This is a genomic window from Pseudoalteromonas sp. SWYJZ19, from assembly GCF_015864375.1.
GTDB lineage: Bacteria > Pseudomonadota > Gammaproteobacteria > Enterobacterales > Alteromonadaceae > Pseudoalteromonas > Pseudoalteromonas arctica.
In genome coordinates this window covers 39,996-58,800 of the sequence record NZ_JADYXI010000019.1, presented here as the reverse complement: position 1 = coordinate 58,800, position 18,805 = coordinate 39,996, and the positions used below count along the sequence as shown (strand labels likewise).

Here is an 18,805-nt window from a genome sequence, read left to right as displayed (position 1 = left end):
CATTGCTCTACCTTCTGCATCCATGCAGTCGTAAATGAGAATTTTTTAACTCAGGTAGCGACACGTTTAGCCCCGTAAAATGATTAAGTATTATTGCGGATTGGTATAATACTTTTTAATAATTAAATAGGCGTTAAGCAAGTTGTAAAAGCCCACACTTGTTTAGCGCCTGCTTGTTTTAGTGCACTAGTAGCTGCGTTCAATGTTGCCCCTGTCGTCATAACATCATCAATAATAGCGACGGTTTTTCCGCTCATATCCTCTGTACAAATAAAGGCATTTTTTAAATTTTTGACTCGTTTGGCTTTTGAAAGTGCAGATTGCGCTTGGGTTTTTTTATTGCGTATAAGACTACTATTTAAAGGTGCGAATTGAGACAAAAGAGGCTGCCATACTTGGCTTACCTGATTAAAACCGCGTGTTACGAACCGGCTTTTATGAAGAGGTAAAATAATAAAGGTATCTGGCAAAGTAGGGCTTTGCTCAAAAAACTGCGTTAATTGTTTTTGTATAACTTGCTGCAGTGCCTTTTTATAATGAATTTGATTATTAAATTTTAGCCTTTTAAGCCAATGATCAAAGGGCGGTTGATAAAAAGCACAGGCAAATAATTTATCAAACTCGCAATTAGGAAACATCTCAACAATATCGGGCCGATGCAGTAAATTATTATGCTTACTAAAGTCAAATAACGGTAAATCTTCAAGGCAATAATCACATAACCCTAAATTGGCCGTAATCGGGCTTTGACATTGCACGCAATAAGAGGGAAATAACCAATTTAAAACGGCTTGTTTCATTGATTCACTCCGTGCATTACAACCACCTATTTAAACGTTATGATAAGCCTAAGTTTGGTAAAGGTTAGGCAAATATGCAAAATGAGTTAGTGTTATTACATGGTTGGGGAATGAATCAGGGTGTATGGCAGTTAGTACAGCCAGAACTTGAGTCTTTATATTCAGGAAATGTACGTAGCCTTGACCTACCGGGATTTGGTAATAGCCTTGTTTGCCCAAGCCCTTATACTTTGCATGATGCAGCAGTAATTTTAAGTGAGCAGCTAAAGCCTCAGTCTATTTTAATGGGATGGTCGTTAGGTGGTTTATTTGCACTTTATATTGCTAAGCATTGGCCTGAAAAAGTATCTAAAGTTATTTTAATAGCATCGACTCCTTTTTTTGCGGAGGCAGATAATTGGCCCGGAATAAAAGCGAATGTATTGGCGCAGTTTAAAGAGCAATTAGTTAATCACAGAGAAAAAACCATAGATCGCTTTTTAGCTATTCAAGCAATGGGTAGCGAGTCGGCACGTGATGATATAAAGCTGCTTAAACAATTACTAAATCAGTACAGCGCACCACAAAGCGACGCCCTGAGTGCTGGTTTAGATATTTTAAAAAACGACGATTTACGTGATTTATTTGCAAGTTGTCCGGTCTCTATTAAAGCTGTATTTGGTCGTTTAGATGCCTTGGTGCCATATAAAGCAATTACAGAAATGGCAGCACTAAATGCTGAGTTTGAGTACGTAATACTTGATAAAGCGTCACATGCGCCATTTATTTCTCATAAAAGTGAGTTTTTATCTGTCGTTAAATCAATGTTTTAAAATTGAGGTAAGAATTGCTCGGTTTAAAGCTTTATTTTGTGCATAACCTGAGCGATAATTAAACAATGTTTATTTGGTGGAGGCTTTAATATGCCAATCGGATCTGTATTTAATAACGGTGTTGAAGGGTTTAATCGTGCCAGCCAAGGTATTGAAAAAGCCAGCGCAGAGATTAACCGTGCCAGTATAGAACAGCAAGATGACGCGCAATTAGCGCAGCAACGTCAGCTTAGCGCAGCACGCCAAGAAGAAGCCATTACTGCACCTGTAGCACAACCAGCTCGTGTTGATGAAGCGCTTGTTAACTTAAAAGTTGAAGAATTTAACGCTAAGGCAAACACGCAATCAATTCAAACGGCTGATGATGTACTTGGCACGTTAATCGATATTAAAGTTTAGTAATAATGAATATTGTCACGCCATTTCCGTCTATCAATATAAACACAGCAAATGTTTATACGGAAACCGCACGGCGTGACAACCAGCTACGAGAAGTTATTCCTGCTCCTGCTTCAAGCAATGCGAGCAATACTGAAACCAAAGCGCAAAGCGATGCTGAAAAAGCTAAACTTCCAGGCAATAATAGTGATGTATCGACTTATGATGCCAGCGGTAAACTAGCTGACGATAAAGCAGTTGAGCAGCGTGAAGGCAGTTCAGAAAATTCAGAGAGTGCCGACCAAGAGTCCGACCAAGAAGCGTCTCAACAAGAAACTGAGCAAGAAGAGCAACAGCTCGAACAAGAACAACAGCAAATTAAAGAACTTAAAGCCCGCGATACGGAAGTGCGTGTGCACGAACAAGCTCATGCTGCTGTTGGCGGGCAACATGCAGGATCGCCGAGCTATGGTTATGAACGTGGTCCAGATGGCACCAACTATGCTGTAAGTGGTGAGGTACAAATTGATGTATCTGAAGTCCCCAATGATCCGCAAGCCACTATCGATAAAATGCAAACCGTACGTGCTGCCGCATTAGCGCCAGCAGAGCCATCGGGAGCTGATAGATCAATAGCAGCTGATGCAACACAAAAAATGGCTGCTGCCCAAGCTGAACTTGCGATGCCAGAAGAAGAGCAAAGCGAAGAAGATGAGCAAAGTAATAAGCTTTCAGCCAACGAAACCAGCACTGCAGAATCACAAAGCGATACCAATACAGAGCAATCTCGCGATGCCGATGTGGATGCTCGAGCTGGGCGCATTGCTAATTTTTATCAAATGACGAGTTCACCACAAAGCGAAAGTGGCTTTTCGGCGTATGGCTAATAACTCCGTAAAATGAACACAAAAAAACCGCTTACGCGGTTTTTTTAGTTTTGATTAAAGTTTATTTTTTCGTTTTAGCGTTAGCGAACGCATCGGCAAATGCATTACCCATTAACGCATTACCGTTGTCACGTTTAGGCTTTGAAGCGCGAGATTGTGAGTTATTAGTACGTGTTTGTGCTTTTTGCGTCGCAGGGGCTGCTGACTTATTACTTGTATCAATATCGTCATCTAAACGCATAGTAAAGCTTATGCGTTTACGTGCAGCGTCTACTTCAACTACTTTCACTTTTACAATATCGCCCGCTTTTACTACTTCACGCGGATCTGATATAAATTTATTAGTGATTGCTGAAATATGCACTAAGCCATCTTGGTGAACACCTACATCAACAAATGCACCAAAGTTAGCAACGTTAGACACCACGCCTTCTAAAATCATACCTGGTTTTAAGTCGCTAATTTTTTCAACACCTGCTTTAAACTCAGCAGTTTTAAATTCAGGACGCGGATCGCGACCCGGCTTATCAAGCTCAGTAATAATGTCGGTAACGGTTGGTAAGCCAAATTTATCGTCAATATAATCGTTAGCAGCAAGTTTAGTTAAAAAGTCACTGTTACCAATTAAGCTGCTTACATCTACGCTGTTACGCTCACAAATACGTTTAACAATAGGGTAAGCCTCAGGGTGAACTGATGAGTTATCTAGTGGATCGCTACCATTGTTGATACGTAAAAAACCAGCCGCTTGTTCAAATGCTTTTGGTCCTAAACGCTCAACCTTTTTAAGCTCACTACGCTTGGTAAATACGCCATTAGTATCGCGGTAATTAACGATATTTTGCGCTAATGTTTTGTTTAAACCAGACACGCGGGTAAGTAGCGGTACTGATGCCATGTTCAAATCGACGCCAACTGAGTTTACACAGTCTTCAACGACTGAAATAAGACTTTGGCCTAACTGGCTTTGCGATACATCGTGTTGATATTGGCCTACACCAATTGATTTCGGCTCAATTTTAACTAGTTCAGCAAGTGGATCTTGAAGGCGGCGTGCAATAGATACAGCACCACGAATAGAAACATCTAAATCAGGAAATTCATTCGCGGCAAATTCAGACGCTGAGTAAACTGATGCGCCCGCTTCGCTCACCATTATTTTATTAAGTTTTAGCTCGGTATTGGCTTTCATAAGTTCAGCAACTAACTTATCAGATTCGCGAGATGCTGTACCGTTACCAATCGCAATAAGCTCTACTTTATGCTGGCGACAAAGTTGCTCTAATGTACGCAACGATTTATCCCAGTGGTTTTGTGGTGCATGAGGGAAAATAGTTTGTGTAGCTAGCAATTTGCCTGTGCTATCAACAACGGCAATTTTACAGCCTGTACGTAAACCAGGATCGAGGCCAAGTGTAGTACGAGGGCCAGCAGGTGCTGCCATTAATAAATCTTTTAAGTTTTTAGCAAATACATCAATGGCGCCAGTTTCTGCTTTTTCGCGCATTGCTGCAAAAAATTCATTCTCTAGGTGCAGGCCTAATTTAATTTTCCACGCCCATTGCACAACATTTAATAACCAAGGGCTTGCCGCTTTATATTTAATATCTAAACGATAATGATCGGCAATCATTTGAGCACACAGTTGCGCTGAGTTTTCAGAGCTTGGCTCAGGGTTAACATTTAACTGAAGTACGCCTTCATTTCGGGCTCTAAGCATTGCAAGTGCACGGTGAGAAGGGACTTTTTTAAGAAGCTCTTGATGCTCAAAGTAATCGCGATATTTTGCACCTGTTTGTTCTTGGCCTTTAATCACTGTACTTTCAATAGCACCATTTTGGCTAATATGACTTCTAAATTTAGCGAGTAATTTAGCGTCTTCTGCAAAGCGCTCCATTAAAATAAATTTAGCGCCTTCAAGTACCGCCTTTACATCTGCAAAGCCTTTTTCGGCATCTACAAATTGAGCTGCTTGTTGCTCTGGGTCAAGATTCGCATCTTTAAATAGTGCATCTGCCAGTGGCTCTAAACCTGCTTCAATTGCTATTTGGCCTTTAGTGCGGCGTTTAGCTTTATAAGGTAGGTATAAATCTTCGAGTTCAGTTTTACTTTGTGCATTGGCAATATCGGCACTTAGTTCAGCAGTTAACTTTTTCTGAGATTCGATAGTCGATAAAATAAAACTACGGCGTTCTTCAAGCTCTCGTAAGTAAGATAAGCGCTGTTCTAAAAGGCGTAATTGAGTGTCGTCTAGGCCACCTGTAACTTCTTTTCGATAGCGGGCAATAAAAGGAACAGTTGCGCCTTCATCAAGTAACTTTGTTGCAGCAACAACCTGTTGCTGCTGTGCGTTTAGTTCTATGGCTAAACGTGCAGAGATATCGCTCATGCAAAAACCTTTTTATACAATAAAATAAGACCAGAAGTGTGTTTCTGGCGTAGTTAATTGCTTGAATAATATCACAGGAGGTAGTAATGAAAAGCTCTTAAAGCAAGCTATTTTACTTGCTTTAAGATGGTTGGGCAGGGAGTAAATTAATTCAGCTAAAAGAGCGCCCTAGTGAGGGTGCTCTATGTTTTCTAATACTTCACTGAAAGAGTGAGCAATAGGCGAAATATTTACAGGGATATGCAATGTTTTAGCTATTTGACGTGCTGAAATTAAACCGCAAATTTCGTTGCTTGCCGTTGTTACTAATAAGAACATTGTACCCTGATGCTCCATTGTTTGTAGCGCATCGCCAATGCATGCGTAGCTCAAGCTTTGCATGCTCACACCCATTATTTTACTAATAGGTGTCATAATATCGCGCAAGCTTACTTCGCCTCTTGGCGTATTTAAGCGCTCGGCAATAATAGTTATTTTAGAGCTTTGCAAATCAGCACTAGAAACAAGACCAATCAATTTTTGATTTTCATCTGTTACTAAAACAAAGTCTGATTGTTTTGCGCTTACTTGTTTAAGTGCTTCAGTTATTGTTGTTTCGTGCTGAGCACGAATAGGTGTTGTTTGCGTAAAGTTGTTTACCATTTTTAATGCAGGAGATGCTAAATCAATTAATGGTTGATCATCTGCAAATGTGCTTGCAATAACGCCGTGAGATACATTTTGAGTACGTAATTCTTTAAAGTTAGACATAATAGTCACCTTATTAGTTATAAAATTTAATTAAATTGTAAAATAATGAATTAAATTAAATAGCTAGGTGGTCCACGTTGGTACGCAGTGCTAAAAGGTCTGTTTAAATTAGTGCTCTTGTAAAAAGAGTGTACGGCATTAGGGAGTGGTTGAAGCGCCCCAAGGGTAATCGTATTAGCGTGAGAGTCGACGTCAAAGTCGAGATTCGCTTGGTCAGGAGTATCGCAAGCAATAAAGTGGTTAGATATTTTAGCGTTATCAAGGTTTACCTGCGTGGTATGGGCGTGCAGCGTCAAGCTCACACTCATTAAAAGTGCAAACAATACGGCATTACTTAATATGCGCTGTACTACGTTTGACATAACCACGACCTTAAAAATTTCAAGTTAAAAATAACCTGCTTAACTATCTTATATCCTACTCAAATAGATTACACAATGAAAAGTTAATGTGATCTGAATCAATGTTTTTATTTGTAGGTACTGATATAGGAATTATTTTTGATATTCAATAGTATTTATATACCACTGCTTTTTACCTTGAGGGGTAAGTACTTCAAAATCGTCATCTACTTGTTTTTTAATCAGCGCGCGCGCCATCGGCGAATCTATTGATATATAGTCTTTGCGCTCATAAATTTCATCTGGGCCTACAATTTTAAATCTTTTTATATCACCTTCATCGTTTTCTATTTCTACCCATGCGCCAAAAAATACTTTCCCATCTTGCACGGGAGAGTAGTCGATGATTTTTAAATCAGGAATACGCTTTCGCAAGTACCGTACCCGGCGGTCGATTTGGCGTAATAAGCGCTTATTATACTGATAGTCAGCGTTTTCAGAACGGTCTCCGAGGCTGGCTGCCCAGCTCACTATTTTGGTGACTTCAGGGCGCTTAACATTCCACAAGTGGTCGTGTTCTTGTTGTAATTGCAAGTAACCTTCGCGGGTAACTAAATTTGTTTTCATGGTGAATACTTTATTAATTCTAATGGTGTGCACGTTATTAAATTTGCCAAAACTTGTCGAGTGTAAAATTTAATAAAGTATGCGCAAATAAGCTTTGAAATGTTCAGTAACAATCTAAGCAGGTAATTAATTTTTGATTATTAGGTTTTTCATTTATATTAACTAGTAATTGGATATAAAAATAAGAAAGAGATAATGGGACACGAAACCACAAAAGTATTAGTTGTAGATGACGATATGCGCTTACGCAGTTTGCTTGAACGTTACTTAGTAGAGCAAGGTTTTATTGTTAGAACCGCAGGTAATTCGGAGCAAATGGATAGACTCCTAGAGCGTGAAAACTTTCACTTAATGGTTCTTGATTTAATGCTCCCAGGCGAGGATGGCTTATCTATTTGCCGCCGTTTACGTCAAAAAGAAAACGAAATCCCTATTGTAATGCTTACCGCTAAAGGCGACGAAGTAGACCGTATTATTGGTCTTGAGCTTGGCGCTGATGACTACATTCCGAAACCTTTTAATCCTCGAGAATTGCTTGCGCGTATTAAAGCAATTTTACGTCGCCGCGCAAAAGAAGTGCCTGGTGCTCCCGCTGCTGAAGAAAACTTAATCGCTTTTGGTAAATTTACGCTTAATTTAGCAACGCGAGAAATGAGTGAAGGGGATAAAACAATATCACTTACCAGTGGTGAGTTTGCAGTACTTAAAGCGCTGGTTTCGCATCCGCGTGAGCCACTTAGCCGCGATAAGCTAATGAACTTAGCGCGTGGTCGTGATTACAGTGCGCTTGAACGAAGTATTGACGTGCAAGTGTCGCGACTTCGCCGCATGATTGAAGTAGATGCAGCCAACCCGCGTTATATTCAAACCGTTTGGGGTTTGGGTTATGTGTTTGTTCCCGACGGTGAAAAGTAATTTATATGGGTTTTTTTCCGCGTAGTGCGTTTGGGCAAACTGTATTTTTAGTGGCAGCTTTGCTGCTGATCAATCAAATAGTGTCGTATGTTACGGTTAGTTTTTACGTTGTAAAACCAACCATTGAGCAAGTTAACTTGATGCTCGCTAAACAAATTAAAACGGTATTTATTGATTGGGAAGACGGCGTTGAAATAAACGACGAAGTATCTGCAAAGTTTTTTGAAATCACTGGCATTGAAGTAATGACGCAGCGCGAAGCAATGCGTCAAGGGCTTGGGCAAAGCCGCGAGTACTCCATGCTATCGCGTAGCATGACTGAGCAACTTGGTGGTTATTCTCGTGTACGTATTAGTCAAACAGATCCGTTAATCTATTGGGTTGAAGCACCGCAAGCGCCAGGTTATTGGGTAAAAGTACCGCTTAAAGGTTTTAAAGAGAATAACTTAGAGTTTTTGACTTTTTACTTATCAAGTATTGGGTTTTTAAGTGTGCTGGGTGGATGGCTGTTTGCAAGACACCTTAATAGGCCTTTAAAAGCTTTGCAACAAGCCGCAGTAAAAGTAGGCAAAGGCGACTTTTCTACCAAGTTAGAAGAAGAGGGCTCTACAGAAGTTATAGAAGTAACGCGCGCGTTTAACCAAATGTCGCGCGGAATTGCCGCACTTGAAAACGACCGCCGTTTACTAATGGCCGGTGTGTCTCATGATTTACGTACGCCGCTTACTCGCATACGTTTAGCTACCGAAATGATGGTTGATGAAGACGACTATCTTCGTGAAGGTATTATTTACGATATAGAAGACATGAACGGGATTATCGATCAGTTTATTGAGTATTTACGCCACCATAAAACAGATGAGCTAAGCTGCGAAGATATAAATGCTTTAGTTGCCGAAGTTGTTAATTCTGAGCTTCAGCATCAACGTACTATTACGTTTAAAAGTAATCCAAATATAGGCAATATACCGTTAAGTTCTGTGGCTATTAAGCGTGTAATTACCAACATGATTGGTAATGCGCTGCGTTATTCTGAGGGCGATATTGAAGTATTTAGCTATTTTAATTCAAACAAAAAATACGTGGTTATTGCTGTAAACGACAGTGGCCCCGGCATTCCTGAAAATGAATTAGAGTCTGTGTTTGAGCCATTTAAACAAGGCGATGCAGCGCGTGGCAGTGAAGGTAGCGGCTTAGGCCTTGCTATTATTAAGCGCATTGTTGATATGCACGACGGTAAAGTGAAATTAGAAAACCGCCCCGAAGGCGGTTTAAGTGCACAAGTATATTTGCCAATAAAAATAGCCGATTTAGCAAAGTAAAACTCTTGAGGACTTATTTAATTATATTAGTACCACTTTCTTGCGCGATTAATGGAAAATTTAAAACACCAGTTGGATACCCTAAAACACCAGGTGGATACCCTAAAAGACCAGGTGGATACCCTAAAAGACCAGGTGGATACCCTAAAAGACCAGGTGGATACCCTAAAATACCAGGTGGATACCCTAAAATACCAGGTGGATATCCTAAAACACCAGGTGGATACCCTAAAACACCAGGTGGATACCCTAAAATACCAGGTGGATATCCTAAAACACCAGGTGGATACCCTAAAACACCAGGTGGATACCCTAAAACACCAGGTGGATACCCTAAAACACCAGGTGGATACCCTAAAACACCAGGTGGATACCCTAAAACACCAGGTGGATACCCTAAAACACCAGGTGGATACCCTAAAACACCAGGTGGATACCCTAAAACACCAGGTGGATACCCTAAAAACACCAGGTGGATATCCTAAAACACCAGGTGGACACCCTAAAATACCAGGTGGATACCTTAAAACACCAGGTGGATACCTTAAAACACCAGGTGGATACCTAGAACACCAGTTGGATACTCTAAAACACCTGGTGATTTGGGCTTATTATTTGGTACCTATTTACTGTTTGCTATTTTAGTACCTTTTTCAGATAAGTAGTACTTTTGATACCTACTGGAAGGCTTATCGGGTAACGTTCTTAACACGCAATGCTTTTTGATAGCTATTCGTAAATATTTCCTTAGGGTGTCTGTATCTTTCCAACGTAATGCTTGCTGAATTTCCGCACGAGACATTTTACCTTTCAAAACACTAAGCAGTTCAATAACATTATCTCTAGCAATAATACTAAGGTCATCAAGAATGTTCTCGACTATAAGCTCGGTATTTTCAATATTTGATTCTTTTTCTGAGTCTTCATAATCAACAGGGACTGAAATAGTTAGAGTAACTCCAAGGTCAGGATCAGATGTCCATTCTGGCTTTAGTAGATTATATTTTTCGCATTCATTCTGTATAACAGAGCTTCCCCTTCCTAACTTTTCCATATAATTTCTAATATAAAAAACATGAGCGATATCGGGGTTTCTCAGAATAGATATATGGCCCTTCTGAATTTTATCTACATCAATCCCTTCAGGGAAAGATCCAGAATTCCAAATTTTTACTTTGCCTTTCATTATTTCTACTAAAACACCACCAGATGGATTTGAATAATCCCTATGGGCTAAAGCATTAACTAAACCTTCTTTAATTGCTTTCATAGGAAATAATGATTTTTCTTTCCTTTGGTGATCTTGTTCAGAGAAATAAATTTTGGTTGGAGTATTAACCTGTACAAATTGTAAAACACTTTCTAAAACTTCAATTAGTGGCCCTTCAAAATGTTTAAAGTCATTATAACTATCATCTGATTTTTTATCGTAAGCAACAGCTCTAACTCTAGTTTGAGGATGTCTTCTAGCAGGATTTTTTGTAAAAAGAATATCACCAGCATTCGTTAAACGATTATGTTTAGCCAGTGACATTAGCTGTAGTTTATATAACTCATCTTCTGAATTGTTTTTTACTTCAATTGGGGTTTTTTTAGCCGAAAGTAATTTATTCAATTCACTTACTGATAATTCCTCTTCTGAATCAAATTCAGAAAGCCTTCTTTCCCAGCGTAAAGGTTCAATCTGGGCCGATAAAATCATATCTTTAAGGACTTCCATCGAAGCTTTAACAGCACGCCCTGACTCTCTAACATAAATTTCATTGTTGAAGGAGTAAGGAATATCTTTCCCTGCAGGAACTTCTATGATGATTAATTGTTCGTTCTGGATAACATTAGTTTCAACTGAAAAAATTGCATTCGGAGAAATAGAACGTTGTAATGAAGCTTCTAATTGATCCTTATCCTCTTCAATAGATTCTGATATAGATGATAATTTAACAACAATAAACCCACCAACAGAGTTTAAAAAAGCAGAAATGACTGCACCTATATTATCAGGCACACAATCATTTAATATTTCGATGTCTTGCGAGGCATCTAATGAAAGTAATTCAATATAATTTACAGATGACATATCAAGAACCCTCTTGATCGTTTAATTTTTTCTTAACTTGTCCAATGTTTTTAAAATATTCATCAAGTCGCAGTAACATATCTTCATACTTTGAAAACTGTGAATGCACAAATAAATTCATATCAGCCGCCGAGTTGTATTTTTGAACCCAATTCCCTTGCCTTTCTTCTTCACCTGCTGATTGAATTGTCGCGTCTTCATACATTTGTATAACTCGAAGATCACTAATTGTTTTTGATTTAGGTTTTAAGGCTAAACCTTTGCGTTGTTCAAATGTCTTGTAACCTAAGTCATTCAAAAATGCTCGTGCAAACACTACTTTGTCATGGGCAAGAAACCATCTAGGTTTATCTAATTTAATCGCCTCTTTCATTTCTCTATGCGTAATGGATAACTCACCTGGTTCAATTCCACTTCCATATTCAGGTGTAATGATTCCTAGAAATAAGTCACATTTTTTAACGGCTTCCAAGCAGTTTTGGTATGCCGAGCTATTTGAGAAAACAGGAATAGTGCCTTTATGAGACATCCATACTTCATATTTAAAGTGAGTTAATAGAGTATAAATTACTTCTAACTCTTCTTCGTGCCCATAGACCGTAGAAGACACCATCAATATCGGCTTTCTATCCATCTTTACTATATCCCAAACTTATCGGTGCCTATAAATTTATAATTAGCGTCATCTTAACTAAAATTCATATCCAAACTGCTCTGTCATAACCTGTTTATACGTAGAAACGTCATAACCACATTTACCCAGAAGATCCATCATGTTGTCCGCAAATTGATTTAACAATTCACTATCTCTTTCTAAATGTGCATCTAAATCAAGACTACGCCCTAACTTTTCAAAAGCCTTATTTTTTAATTGTGCTATTTTTTCTTCTGTAAGCACTTCCTCACTACTTTGAGAAACTAAACCTAACGTATCCGCCTCTACTCTATCTTTCTTTTCAAGTGCGAAAACAAATGAGTGCATATCATGCTCTCGATCATGCAAGTCAACCGAGTATTTATAACTGCTTTTCAATTCAATAGTGCAACCTTTCTTAATTGCTTCATTTACTAACCAAAAAATCAAACACACTTGAAGCAATTCATTCAATAATTCTTTTTGAGCATCTTCCAATTCAGTCAGTTTTTCAACTGCTAATAATGAGCGACTAAAAGCATTATCAATTGCCTCAACTATATCTCCATTAGATTTGATTTCTTGCAAGACGGTATCAAATTTTTCCAGTAAGGAAGGTGTTACACCTGTTTTATTCAAACGAGTTGTAATACATAGCATCCACGGAGCACCAATGACTCTTTTGGTCTGATAGTCTAATAACCTATATATAGCGGGCAATGTTCTCACATTCAAAATGCAATTACAGAAATCTAAATTAATGAAGTGATAATGTCCTACATTGTTTACTCTTTTCCATGCCTCTGAATTTTCAGTACTTAAAGCTTCAAAGTCAAAATTTTCAATTTTTGAATTCTTGCATACATTTTCTCTATCGAGTAACTTAGATAATCCTGATTGTGCCTTTTTAAATTCAGATTCATCATTGATAAAGCCATGAATAAGAAAATTCTTGTTGCTTAGTTCATTATGCGCTAGTAATTTTTGACTGATATAAGTTACATCTAACAGATCTCCCCCTGGGAGGCCAAAATAATTAAGAGTATTAATAGTATTATATTTAGTACTTTTTGCGATACGCTTTAATGGATTAAACCATTGATTTTCTCTAATAAATTGCTTTCTTGGCTTGTGCCAAGGCTTAAACGAATTTTCATTAACATCATCTACTTTGCCTGTGACTTCGGCTAAGTCAAATAAATCGTCATCTGAAGAAAAGATATCAGCCATAAGATCAATCCTCCAAACTTAGAATTCGAACAATATCTAGTAATAATTCTTCTTGTGAATTAACAGTCATATTATCAAGCACTCCATAGCCATCAAGTACTTGAAGAATTGCTTCCGACTTCTTTATCAGCTTTAGATTTTTAGGTGTTTGTTGTGTTCTGGTAGGAATAATTTCATCAAAGTTTTTCTTAGATATGATGTAATTTTCAGCATGCGTACTATCTTGTTCAGTTGTATTATCAACACTTTCATCTCGTACTACTAATTTTGCTAGCTCTAAAGGATCTCTAAAGTTGGACTTAATCGAAGAAGAAACAATTTCACTTATTTTTTGTGAAAAATTATCACTTTCTTCAGTGATTGATTGATTTCTAGCTTCTTTTCTAATGATTTTATATCTATTTACAATCTGCCTAATTGCACTATGGACCCAGCGCATTACAATTTGGTAATGGGGGTGACCAGTATTGAATGATTCACGATCAATATTGAGAGCTGAATCTAATCCCTTAGTGACAAATATTTCAGCCGTTAATTGACTTTTAATAGTATATTCAGCCACTTGATATTTCATAAATGTTTCATCAAATAAAATACCTGATGCATCATGTATTCTAATTAAACTACCATTATGATCCTTAGGGCTTACTTTGGGAGCCCATAAGAAATACGCCTCAAAACTTAACTCTCCACCACTGTCCCTGATGTCTACTCCAGATAAATTAGGGTGATATTTTCCTAAAAATAGAATTGGTTTTTTTATAAGTGCCTTTGATTGAGGAAGATTTGTATATTTCAAAGGCCTGAATAACTTAATGCCATCAACACAGACATTAAAATTATGTTGTATCTTCTGTGAACTAAAGCCTAATGTTTCTCCAAATGGCTCCAAGCTTTCAGGTAGTTTTTCTGCTTGTCCCTTTTTTTTATTGCTCAAAGTATAAACATCAGACAAATCACCTGTATTTAAACTAAAAGGGTGTTTTTCAATATAATCCAAAGGGATCGAAAGTCCTAAGGTCCATATCATTTGGAGATAATTATCCAATATAAAGTTTAACTTTGGGCTGACTGCATTTTTAGTTTTATCTAAAATGGCATCGTAAAGTTTTAAAAATTTATCCTCAGGTTTATCTTCAGGACTCCAAGGGAGGGAGGGTAATCTCGCAAAGTCACTATTATACTCTTGAATACCTTTATTATTAGTAAGGTATCCTATATGGAAGTCAGGCAATATAGCTTTTGATGAATCTAGAAAGTCATTTTCTTCTGATATATTTTCGACATCTGATTCGTTTTCTGTTTGTCCCCAAACATCGCCACTTTTTAGCTGTTCTTTTGCACTTTGCTTTATATTAAACAGTAAAATATCAGTGCCATGTGCATCTATGTTATTTGTTGATTCTTTCCATATTTTTACATTACCAGTTTGAAAGCTTTTACCGCGTTCGCTATTTTCATTATCGCTAGATTTTACTCCTTCATCAGAAAAGTTAAATAATTGAACTTTCGCTTTTAAATAGAAATCGCTTCCAGCTTGTTTCGTAACTATTTCAAAATCTCTAGTTAATTGAGCCACACTGAAAAGGCCTATACCAATCTTTCCAATTAATTTTCGTTTTTTATTTAAGCTTAATGAATTATCAGTGTCATCTGTAACTTTTAGATCCTTGCCTTTATCCGTTCGCTTTGCACTTCCACCAATATGCCTTAACATATTAACTAGAGTACTAATCGACATGCCATTACCATCATCTCTTATGGTCATAGTGTCAAATCTTGGTGCATCTGTTTCTACATATACATTATCTGCATCCGCATCGTACGCATTGGAAATTAATTCCCTCAAAGCCGAGCCGGGTTGTCGATAAATACCATCAGTTACTCTAGCAAGAACTTTATCGTCAGTTTCAAGTTTAGTCTCTCCAATATCTCCATTGGATATACTGGTTATGAGCTGTTGTTCTAATTTTATCTCTGCTTTCAAATCCATTTAATTACTCAGTCATATCATTTATTTTATGAAGCATTTGCCCCAGAACTTCCCCCAAAAATGGCGGCACAGCGTTACCTACTTGAGTATACCTTGGGCATTCTTGCGTTCTTCTCATACCGCCCGTTGTATACTTTCCCTGGAAATTAAAGTCATCAGGAAATGACTGTATACGAGCATTTTCACGCACAGTCAATATTCTGGGCTCTGAATAATGCAATAAATCATCAGGTAATGTCGTTAATGTTCTTGAAGGTTGGTCAGGATCTAATACACTTATCACTTGTTTTTTTGTACCTATCAACTCTTTTTGTTCGGAGGTTAACCCTAATCCAGGTCGACATATTTCTTGAATATATTTGAATTTTTCAACGGTAGTTGCCTTGTGACGAGCAATTCTCAAACCGTTTGGTTTAGAACCACTTAGCCCTTTTCGCATCGCTTTTTGATAAGCATTGAGTTTGGTAGGTGGTATATAATCAATTTTTTTAAAACCACTTTTTTCAGAGCCTGAATGGTGAACTAGTTGAGACTTAGTTATTTCTAAATCACTAATCGCCATTTTTACACCAATAGGTGTTAAAGGGAGTTTTTTGTTCTTTAAAAAATCAGGCCTAATGGATTCAAGTAATTCAAAAGGAGAGATTGTTTTTTGATATATATCTTTACGAATACCGACCATGATAAATCGAGTGCGTTTTTGTGGCACACCATAGTCTTCACTGTGAACGTAATTAGTAAAAATCTTATACCCTAACCTTTCAAGTCTTCCCTTCAATACCATCGAGTAGGGTTTTTTAGCTTTGTTACCTTCTGAATCTCTAAAGATCGCGTTAAAGCCTCTAACATTTTCTAAAACGAGATATTTAGGGCTAATAATTTTAACCATTTTAGCGTATTCATTAGAAAGCTTGTTGCGGGGATCTTTAGCGTTACGTCGTCCAGCTAAAGAAAACCCCTGACAAGGTGGGCCTCCTGCAATTAAATCGACTTTGCCTTTCAACTCAGCTAACTGTTCTTTGTGGTCTTTTAGTAATATTTGAATAGTTGTTTCTTTTTTAGGGAGCCATTCAGGCCAATTGAAATGGCCATATTTACCGTCGATCAAATTATGTTTGAATGTTTCAAATGCCATAGAATCTTTTTCAACAGCAAAAACACCTTCCCAGCCCGCATTGCCCAGGCCTAGCGAAAAGCCACCGCACCCAGAAAAAAGGTCGATGTAAGTACCAGCTATTTTATTTGGATTCTCAGAAAGCATTTTTGGAAAAACGACCTAAATATTTGTATTTATTACTGTAATCATAATACCAAAGTTGAGTCAATACACCAGGTATATTTCAAGTTTATCTTATAGCAATAAAGCATACTTAGTAAGGTTAGTGTTTTTTAAAGTATATTAAGGAGTTGGGGGCAAGTTTATCAAGAATACCTTAAAGGGAAAAGCGAGTATTATTGCTAGCAAAATATATTGAATTGCGTTATTCAAGTTAGCAAAATAAGGATGAAAAAGAATAATGCTAAAATATAAGTTCTCTAAAAATAAAAGTAGTTTCGCCTGTACAATAAAAGCACAGACGAATTATTTAATGAAATCTTAAAGTGCTTTAAAACGAATAGCGGTGCCGCCACTGGTGGCCAGCTTAAGCGTTAGTTTATCGTTTGTAGTTACAATACGTTTTTCGATAGCTAGATCGTACGGATTGTTTTTCCACTCTGCGCTTTTACCATCTTTATAAATTTGTGCTTCAAACTTTTTGCCTTGCTCTAAAAAGTCGAGTTTTACCTCAATAGTACGAGCCTTTTCGTCAGTAACAGCACCTAGGTACCAATCATTTCCTGAGTATTTAGTACTTTTACGTTCTTTACGGGCAAATACAATAAAGTCGCCTACTTCACCATCAATAGCAATACTTTGCTGCCAATCTGTTGGTACGTCTTGAATGAATTGAAATGCGTCGGGCTTCGCTAAGTAATTTTTAGGCAAATCAGCAGCCATTTGAATAGGGCTGTATAAAACAACATAAAGAGCGAGTTGTTTAGCGAGTGTGGTTTGTGGGCGGTTTGTATCGCCTCCTAAACCATTAAAGCTCATATTAAAAATACCGGGTGTAAAGTCCATTGGTCCTGCAAGCATGCGGGTAAAAGCAAGCATTGGTACATGCTCTGGTGGGTTAGGTGGTGAACCCCATGCATTATACTCTTGTCCGCGTGCGCCTTCGCGCGCAATCCAGTTTGGATAAGTACGGCGCAGGCCTGTATCTTTAATTGGCTCGTGAGTATTAATGCTAATTTTATGTTTAGCCGCAAGTTTTACGTTATAAAGGTATTCGTTAACCATAAACTGGCCGTCATGCCATTCGTGGCGAGCAATACCGTTTTTGTCTATACGTTTTATATTTCCGCCATCGGCTACATAACCTGTTTTTACTTGGCTTACGTTTGATTTTTCGTAAAGGGCAAAAGCATCTTCCATTTGGTCACGGTAGTTGCTTACATTGCCTGATGTTTCATGGTGGCCAATGAGCTGTACGCCTTTTTCTTTGCCGTATTGAGTCAGTGCTGCTATATCAAAGTCGTCGTACGGTTTGGTAAAGTTAAATACATCGCCATTAAAATACCAATCGCCATCCCAACCAATATTCCAGCCTTCAACGAGTACGCCATCAAAACCATACTGCGCTGCAAAATCCATATAGTATTTTGTGGTTTGCGTAGTGGCGCCGTGTTTTTTACCGCTACCCCATGTTTGCGTGTTTATATGCATACCCCACCAAATACCCACGTATTTGCCAGGCTTAACCCACGACACGTCACCGAGTTTATTAGGCTCGTTTAGGTTTAGTATTATATCTGAATTAACTAGGCCAACAGCGCTGTCGGCTATTTGAATGGTGCGCCATGGTGTTTTAAAAGCACCTTGTTTTTTAACTGCAACACCATCTGACCACGGTGTTAAATCGGCAGTGAAGGTACCAGAGCGGCGTTGATTAAGCACCATGCCTGCGTAATCAACAAGTGCGGCTTCATGAATACTAATATGAGTACCGTCACTTGTTTTAAACGTAAATGGTGTGTGAGCTAGTGGAGCTTCGTTAAGTGGAGTAGTGTTGTAAACATATTCGTAGCGGTTCCAGCCACGAGCAGGTATCCACCATGCTGTTGCATCATGGCTATTGTTTATTGCAAATTCAGTCAACTCTTTGGTTATTTCTGTATGTTCGAACCCGGCTTGTTGTGGTACTTCGTATCGAAAACCTACACCACTATCAAATGCTTTAAATCGAATGGTATAGGTGCCTTTATTTGGCTCATTTTTTGTAAAGGTAACGGCTAATTCGTTATATTCGTCAACAACGTTTTGGCGTTCGCCCCAGGGTTGTTGCCATTGTGTATTAACGCTATTTTGCTCAATGCTTTTTATTTTAAAGCCATTGCTAAAGGCTGCTTGTGTTTTAAATTCAAACCCCAGTAAAGATTTGTTTATAACCGCTTTGTTTTTAAATTTTATTGCGTAGTTTGGCGTGTTGTTTTCGTCAGAGATGCTTACTGTTATTTGTGTGTCTGGCGATTTTAGCTCTACGGTTTGTCCGTAGCTATTACTAGCAAAGGCTAAAAGCACAAGTGCTGGTATTCTCATGGTGTGTCCT

General features: G+C 38.1%; 17 protein-coding genes. 6 read left to right on the top strand and 11 right to left on the bottom strand.

Going from position 1 to position 18,805, the window contains the following annotated elements; translation table 11 throughout:
* Positions 1-122: 122 nt before the first annotated feature.
* Positions 123-800, bottom strand: a complete 678-nt coding sequence (locus I6F45_RS16740; protein ID WP_197161249.1) for a ComF family protein — start codon at positions 798-800, stop codon at positions 123-125.
* 74 nt (positions 801-874) lie between these two features.
* Here I6F45_RS16740 and bioH point away from each other — a divergent pair, with 74 nt between their 5' ends.
* The 3 genes from bioH (at position 875) to I6F45_RS16725 (ending at position 2,877) form a co-directional block, all read left to right on the top strand.
* Positions 875-1,612, top strand: coding sequence for a pimeloyl-ACP methyl ester esterase BioH (gene bioH / locus I6F45_RS16735; RefSeq protein WP_197161247.1), 738 nt, complete (start codon positions 875-877; stop codon positions 1,610-1,612).
* A gap of 90 nt (positions 1,613-1,702) precedes the next feature.
* Positions 1,703-2,011, top strand: a complete 309-nt coding sequence (locus I6F45_RS16730) for a hypothetical protein (protein WP_197161245.1) — start codon at positions 1,703-1,705, stop codon at positions 2,009-2,011.
* Positions 2,012-2,016: 5 nt separating this feature from the next.
* Positions 2,017-2,877: a putative metalloprotease CJM1_0395 family protein gene (locus tag I6F45_RS16725; RefSeq protein ID WP_197161243.1), complete on the top strand. Its 861-nt coding sequence runs from the start codon at positions 2,017-2,019 to the stop codon at positions 2,875-2,877.
* A gap of 61 nt (positions 2,878-2,938) precedes the next feature.
* On the opposite strand, the gene I6F45_RS16720 is transcribed toward I6F45_RS16725, so the two are convergent.
* From I6F45_RS16720 to greB, 4 genes are all read right to left on the bottom strand, one after another.
* Entirely contained in the window at positions 2,939-5,266 is a 2,328-nt protein-coding gene (locus I6F45_RS16720; RefSeq protein ID WP_197161241.1) for a Tex family protein, read from the bottom strand.
* 168 nt (positions 5,267-5,434) lie between these two features.
* Positions 5,435-6,016 (bottom strand): CBS domain-containing protein, encoded by a 582-nt coding sequence (locus I6F45_RS16715; protein WP_197161238.1) that lies wholly within the window; start codon positions 6,014-6,016, stop codon positions 5,435-5,437.
* Positions 6,017-6,066: 50 nt separating this feature from the next.
* Positions 6,067-6,378 (bottom strand): hypothetical protein, encoded by a 312-nt coding sequence (locus I6F45_RS16710; RefSeq protein WP_166420602.1) that lies wholly within the window; start codon positions 6,376-6,378, stop codon positions 6,067-6,069.
* A gap of 132 nt (positions 6,379-6,510) precedes the next feature.
* A complete protein-coding gene (greB, locus tag I6F45_RS16705; protein WP_197161235.1) occupies positions 6,511-6,984 on the bottom strand; it encodes a transcription elongation factor GreB in 474 nt (157 codons plus the stop codon).
* A gap of 195 nt (positions 6,985-7,179) precedes the next feature.
* Between greB and ompR the strand changes: the two genes are divergently transcribed.
* The 3 genes from ompR to I6F45_RS16690 are packed head-to-tail and all read left to right on the top strand — an operon-like array spanning position 7,180 to position 9,706.
* Complete coding sequence (gene ompR / locus I6F45_RS16700; protein ID WP_002959552.1) at positions 7,180-7,899, top strand: osmolarity response regulator transcription factor OmpR; 720 nt, start codon at positions 7,180-7,182, stop codon at positions 7,897-7,899.
* Positions 7,900-7,904: 5 nt separating this feature from the next.
* Entirely contained in the window at positions 7,905-9,221 is a 1,317-nt protein-coding gene (gene envZ, locus I6F45_RS16695; RefSeq protein ID WP_197161231.1) for a two-component system sensor histidine kinase EnvZ, read from the top strand.
* 5 nt (positions 9,222-9,226) lie between these two features.
* The gene (locus tag I6F45_RS16690; protein WP_197161228.1) at positions 9,227-9,706 is read left to right on the top strand and encodes a hypothetical protein; all 480 of its coding nucleotides are present in this window, start codon (positions 9,227-9,229) and stop codon (positions 9,704-9,706) included.
* A gap of 137 nt (positions 9,707-9,843) precedes the next feature.
* On the opposite strand, the gene I6F45_RS16685 is transcribed toward I6F45_RS16690, so the two are convergent.
* The 6 genes from I6F45_RS16685 to I6F45_RS16660 form a co-directional block, all read right to left on the bottom strand.
* The gene (locus I6F45_RS16685; RefSeq protein WP_197161225.1) at positions 9,844-11,298 is read right to left on the bottom strand and encodes an ATP-binding protein; all 1,455 of its coding nucleotides are present in this window, start codon (positions 11,296-11,298) and stop codon (positions 9,844-9,846) included.
* Position 11,299: 1 nt separating this feature from the next.
* The gene (locus tag I6F45_RS16680) at positions 11,300-11,932 is read right to left on the bottom strand and encodes a DUF4062 domain-containing protein (protein ID WP_197161223.1); all 633 of its coding nucleotides are present in this window, start codon (positions 11,930-11,932) and stop codon (positions 11,300-11,302) included.
* 57 nt (positions 11,933-11,989) lie between these two features.
* Positions 11,990-13,162 (bottom strand): PP_RS20740 family protein, encoded by a 1,173-nt coding sequence (locus tag I6F45_RS16675; RefSeq protein WP_197161220.1) that lies wholly within the window; start codon positions 13,160-13,162, stop codon positions 11,990-11,992.
* Positions 13,163-13,166: 4 nt separating this feature from the next.
* A complete protein-coding gene (locus I6F45_RS16670) occupies positions 13,167-15,155 on the bottom strand; it encodes an ATP-binding protein (RefSeq protein ID WP_197161218.1) in 1,989 nt (662 codons plus the stop codon).
* A 4-nt stretch (positions 15,156-15,159) separates the two neighbouring features.
* Positions 15,160-16,416: a DNA cytosine methyltransferase gene (locus I6F45_RS16665; RefSeq protein WP_197161216.1), complete on the bottom strand. Its 1,257-nt coding sequence runs from the start codon at positions 16,414-16,416 to the stop codon at positions 15,160-15,162.
* 336 nt (positions 16,417-16,752) lie between these two features.
* The gene (locus I6F45_RS16660) at positions 16,753-18,795 is read right to left on the bottom strand and encodes a glycoside hydrolase family 97 protein (protein ID WP_197161214.1); all 2,043 of its coding nucleotides are present in this window, start codon (positions 18,793-18,795) and stop codon (positions 16,753-16,755) included.
* Between the last annotated feature and the right edge of the window lie 10 nt (positions 18,796-18,805).

Excerpts from the sequence above, each read along its gene's own strand:
- I6F45_RS16740 (WP_197161249.1), bottom strand. The coding sequence starts at position 800 with ATGAAACAAGCCGTTTTAAATTGGTTATTTCCCTCTTATTGCGTGCAA.
- bioH (WP_197161247.1), top strand. The coding sequence starts at position 875 with ATGCAAAATGAGTTAGTGTTATTACATGGTTGGGGAATGAATCAGGGT.
- I6F45_RS16730 (WP_197161245.1), top strand. The coding sequence starts at position 1,703 with ATGCCAATCGGATCTGTATTTAATAACGGTGTTGAAGGGTTTAATCGT.
- I6F45_RS16725 (WP_197161243.1), top strand. The coding sequence starts at position 2,017 with ATGAATATTGTCACGCCATTTCCGTCTATCAATATAAACACAGCAAAT.
- I6F45_RS16720 (WP_197161241.1), bottom strand. The coding sequence starts at position 5,266 with ATGAGCGATATCTCTGCACGTTTAGCCATAGAACTAAACGCACAGCAG.
- I6F45_RS16715 (WP_197161238.1), bottom strand. The coding sequence starts at position 6,016 with ATGTCTAACTTTAAAGAATTACGTACTCAAAATGTATCTCACGGCGTT.
- I6F45_RS16710 (WP_166420602.1), bottom strand. The coding sequence starts at position 6,378 with ATGTCAAACGTAGTACAGCGCATATTAAGTAATGCCGTATTGTTTGCA.
- greB (WP_197161235.1), bottom strand. The coding sequence starts at position 6,984 with ATGAAAACAAATTTAGTTACCCGCGAAGGTTACTTGCAATTACAACAA.
- ompR (WP_002959552.1), top strand. The coding sequence starts at position 7,180 with ATGGGACACGAAACCACAAAAGTATTAGTTGTAGATGACGATATGCGC.
- envZ (WP_197161231.1), top strand. The coding sequence starts at position 7,905 with ATGGGTTTTTTTCCGCGTAGTGCGTTTGGGCAAACTGTATTTTTAGTG.
- I6F45_RS16685 (WP_197161225.1), bottom strand. The coding sequence starts at position 11,298 with ATGTCATCTGTAAATTATATTGAATTACTTTCATTAGATGCCTCGCAA.
- I6F45_RS16680 (WP_197161223.1), bottom strand. The coding sequence starts at position 11,932 with ATGGATAGAAAGCCGATATTGATGGTGTCTTCTACGGTCTATGGGCAC.
- I6F45_RS16675 (WP_197161220.1), bottom strand. The coding sequence starts at position 13,162 with ATGGCTGATATCTTTTCTTCAGATGACGATTTATTTGACTTAGCCGAA.
- I6F45_RS16670 (WP_197161218.1), bottom strand. The coding sequence starts at position 15,155 with ATGGATTTGAAAGCAGAGATAAAATTAGAACAACAGCTCATAACCAGT.
- I6F45_RS16665 (WP_197161216.1), bottom strand. The coding sequence starts at position 16,416 with ATGCTTTCTGAGAATCCAAATAAAATAGCTGGTACTTACATCGACCTT.
- I6F45_RS16660 (WP_197161214.1), bottom strand. The coding sequence starts at position 18,795 with ATGAGAATACCAGCACTTGTGCTTTTAGCCTTTGCTAGTAATAGCTAC.